Below are 3,643 nucleotides of genomic sequence, written 5' to 3' on the forward strand. Positions count from 1 at the left end.
ACGTAATGGAATCCAGCCTCACCCCCGTAGTAGGGATCCGGAACTTCTTCGTCAGAATGAGAGCGGCAATAGCTGCACATCAGGCGCACTTTCTCGGCATATTTTCCCTGGGGATCCAAGCTGAGAATGTCGCGGTAATTTTGTCGATCCATAGCCAGGATCAGGTCAAACTCGCGCAGGTCGGCAGGTCGAATCTGGCGGGCCTTGCCTTGTAGCTCTAGGCCATAGCATCGGGCTGCTTGTTGCATGCGCCTATCTGGGGGGCTGCCGATGTGATAGGCTGCCGTACCTGCTGAGTCGCAGATAATTGCTTCCTTATGGCCGCTGCTGCGCAAAAGGTGATTGGTGATGCCCTCAGCAGTGGGAGAGCGACAGATGTTACCCAGACAGACAAACAGAAGCTTTTGGCTCATGGCAACCTCCCCATCGGATCCCATGTGTGGGCCCACCACAGGATGTATCCGCCTGCAACAGCGGGACGGATTCCCTTTCTATTTTCCACCAAGAGCCGCTGCAATGTTTTGCTGGCGGCTATCGTAACATTGCAGATTTAATTGAACCGACAAGGGATCCCCAGGCACTGCTGCAATAGCTTCAGGTACTCTTGTCCATCCATGAGAAAGGCACCAAAACGGGCCAGGTGCGGGTTCATCAACTGAGCGTCGAAGAGGCGAAAGCCCCGCTCCCGTAAGTGCTCCACCAACTTCACCAAGGCCACCTTCGAGCCGTTGGGGATGCGGTAGAACATCGACTCGCCGATAAACGCCGCTCCAAGGGCAATACCCAGGATCCCGCCTGCCAAGGTCTCTCCCTGCCAGGTTTCAAAGCTGTGGGCAAAGCCAGACCGGTGCAGAGCTGCGTAAATCTGCTTCAGCTCGGGGCTAATCCAGGTTTGGGGACGAGCGGCACAGCCCTCTACCACCTGCTCAAAAGCGCAGTTCAGCCGCACCTGAAAGCGACCGCTGCGCACCAAGGGCCGCAACGAACGGGGGCAGTGAAATCGCTCATCGAGGGGGATCACCGCGTGCCGGTCGGTGCCGTACCAGGCCAGGGATCCCGTCTTTTCGTCGGCCATCAGGAAGTAGCCTTGGGCATAGCCTGCCAGAATGGTGGCCAGATCCACCTGCATTGCCTCAGTTGCGCTCCTCAAGATTGCCATTCTGCAGAGAGGCTGGCAAAATCCCCCCCATTGGCCCTGGGGTGACAATCCACACAGGCGCTCACCCGCACAGGAGTGGGAAACTCCACTTGCAGATGCAGGGCACGGAAATAGCGAGAATCTGCCAAGCGATAGGGCACCTGTTCCCCCTGTCGCAGGGGCCGGGAGTTGGGCCGCAAATAGCCCCAGGCCAGTTGTAAAGCCACACCGCTCAGGGGCTGGATCTGCTGGCCATAGTGGTTGGGATCCTGCAGCAGCCGTCGCCAGGTTTCGGTGGGCAACACTTGGGCGGGCAACGCCACATGGCAACTGCCACAACTGCGCACATATTGAGCTTGCTCCAGTTGGGCTTGAGTCAGGCTCTGCTGCGCTTGTGCTCCCAGGTTCTGCGCTGATCCCGCCAGCAGGGATCCCATAAACCCGGACAGGATGACTACCATGCTGCAAATCCAAAACCGCCGGCGTCGTCCTTGCAAAGGAGCCATGCTCTCACACCCACTGCCCATGCTTTCCCACTCTAGATCAGGTGGTTGCCGGCGACAGCGGGACGGAGTCCATAAGATCCGGCCTCAATTGTTGGGATCGGCTGGGTCTACGCTCAATGGCGCGGGTGCGCTCGTCAAAGCGGTCTAGGGCTTCTCGAAAATACTGGCCCAGCATTGCTTGACCTTCTCGAATTTCGGCAATCAACACCTCGTGATTCTGAACAACTCGGTTCAAAGCTTCCAAACCTTGGGACAGGCTGGCTGCGGTTTGAATCGACAAGCTTTCCTGCTCAGGGGTCATCTTGCTCTTGCTCCTGGGGATCGCCCTTGCGGTGGGATAGTTCATAATAGCGGGGCTGCAGACTTTCCCACCAAACGCTCATGAACTCGCCCAGCTTACTCTGGCCGGATCCCGACGGGATCCCAGTGCCCTCTCAACCGGGGATCCTTGGCATTTTGGCTTCCGGCAATGGCAGCAATTTCGAAGCTATTGCCCAAGCCATTGAGGCTGGGGAACTGCAGGCCCAGATTGCTGTGGTCATCACCAACAATCCCAAAGCTTATGTGCGGCAGCGGGCCCAAAAGCGAGGGATCCCTTGCGTCTTGCTCGACCACCGAGACTACCCCTGTCGCGAAGACCTGGATGCAGCTATCCTCCAAGTGCTCTGGCAGCATCACGTGGAATGGGTGATCATGGCCGGGTGGATGCGCCTGGTTACCCAGGTGTTGTTGTCCGCCTACCCGGATCGCGTCCTGAACCTGCATCCTAGCCTGCTGCCCAGCTTCAAGGGCCTGCGGGCTGTTGAACAAGCCCTGAAGTGCGGCGTGAAAATTGCCGGCTGCACTGTCCATCGGGTCACCTTGGAAATGGACAGTGGCCCCATCGTGGCCCAAGCAGCCGTGCCGGTTCTGCCCGAAGATACTGTGGAATCCCTTTACCGGCGCATCCAGACCCAGGAGCACCGCCTCTACCCACTGGCCATCCGCCTCTGCCTGGCAGAGGGATCCCTGCTACCCAAGTCTTCGGGGAAGCTGCACAATTGAGGTTAAGTCCAACGCTGGCGCATCCCATGGCCGAGATCCCGCCTCTCCTCGTCTTCGATAGCCCGGTGATCCTGGCCGGTCGTCTGGCTCTATGGCAAGAGTGGGCTCGATTTGGGGTGTGTGTGCTGCCGCAGGCAGTGATGGCCGAGCTAGAACGCCTGAGCCGGCAGGCTGTTGATCCCCAAGAAGAATCGACAGCCCGCGAGTTTTTGCGCCACTGGCCCAGTCTAGGGTTTGCCGTCTCAGAAGCCCGTGCCCTGGTGGGTGGTGCTGGTGCCGGCGATCAGTCCATGAGGGTACGCTTGGAAGAAGCGATTGCCGAATGCGCCTATGCCCTGGCCCAGCAGCAGCCGGGAACGCTGGTGGTTTTGGTCAGCAACGACCGGCCTTTGGTGGGGCGAATTCAGGGTCTGGGTCTCAACAACCTCTGTGCCATCTCTCTGGCAGAGCTGAACCGGTGGATGCGTCAGCAGCAGCGCCCTCAGGCTGTGGTTATGGCTTTGAATCGGTTACCAGGGCCACCCATTCCTGCCGCCCAGTTGACGTCCTCTACCCTCGCTCCACCTGCCCGTCCCTTGAGTTCCTCTCCAACTTCTGGAAAGCTACCTGCCCAGGCTCGGCAGCAGTCTGGAGCTGCTCAGGTGGGGTCGAGCAGAACCCCTCTCCGGACTCTTTTGAAAAGCCTACAGAATACCCTTGCGGTGTTGCTGGCTCTGGTTTTCTTCTCGGCAGCCGGGTTACTGGCCTGGCGCCTGCTCGATCCAGAAGGAAGTGAAGGGATCTGGCAGCGGCTACCTCTCTCTCGGATCCCTTGGATTCGGGATCTATAGCCAGTTATTCCGAACCAACTTAAGACCCTTTCCGGTCTTCAGCCGGCCGCAGTCATTTTATAGTCGTTTCAGTTATTTCAGGTTAGGGTGAGACTCCTGGGCTGCTGATCGCGCCAGCGGGACGG

At 58.7% G+C, this 3,643-nt stretch carries 6 protein-coding genes; 2 read left to right on the forward strand and 4 right to left on the reverse strand.

All coding sequences use genetic code 11. The features are described from left to right. The 4 genes from NW815_RS08965 to NW815_RS08980 form a co-directional block, all read right to left on the reverse strand. Positions 1-413: low molecular weight protein-tyrosine-phosphatase (locus tag NW815_RS08965; protein ID WP_414391124.1), on the reverse strand; the 413-nt coding region annotated here is incomplete at its 3' end. Between the two features lie 137 nt (positions 414-550). Then, positions 551-1,129, reverse strand: coding sequence for a leucyl/phenylalanyl-tRNA--protein transferase (gene aat, locus NW815_RS08970; protein WP_414391126.1), 579 nt, complete (start codon positions 1,127-1,129; stop codon positions 551-553). A gap of 17 nt (positions 1,130-1,146) precedes the next feature. Continuing rightward, positions 1,147-1,644, reverse strand: a complete 498-nt coding sequence (locus NW815_RS08975) for a hypothetical protein (RefSeq protein ID WP_414415927.1) — start codon at positions 1,642-1,644, stop codon at positions 1,147-1,149. A 37-nt stretch (positions 1,645-1,681) separates the two neighbouring features. Then, positions 1,682-1,945 (reverse strand): hypothetical protein, encoded by a 264-nt coding sequence (locus NW815_RS08980; protein ID WP_414391119.1) that lies wholly within the window; start codon positions 1,943-1,945, stop codon positions 1,682-1,684. A gap of 80 nt (positions 1,946-2,025) precedes the next feature. Here NW815_RS08980 and purN point away from each other — a divergent pair, with 80 nt between their 5' ends. Both purN and NW815_RS08990 read left to right on the forward strand, forming a co-directional pair. Next, the gene (gene purN, locus NW815_RS08985) at positions 2,026-2,688 is read left to right on the forward strand and encodes a phosphoribosylglycinamide formyltransferase (protein WP_414391117.1); all 663 of its coding nucleotides are present in this window, start codon (positions 2,026-2,028) and stop codon (positions 2,686-2,688) included. Between the two features lie 26 nt (positions 2,689-2,714). After that, positions 2,715-3,518 (forward strand): PIN domain-containing protein, encoded by an 804-nt coding sequence (locus tag NW815_RS08990; protein ID WP_414391115.1) that lies wholly within the window; start codon positions 2,715-2,717, stop codon positions 3,516-3,518. Positions 3,519-3,643 lie beyond the last annotated feature (125 nt).

Origin of the sequence: Synechococcus sp. R6-7 (assembly GCF_047461695.1) — a bacterium.
In the GTDB taxonomy this organism is placed as follows: Bacteria; Cyanobacteriota; Cyanobacteriia; order Thermostichales; family Thermostichaceae; genus Thermostichus.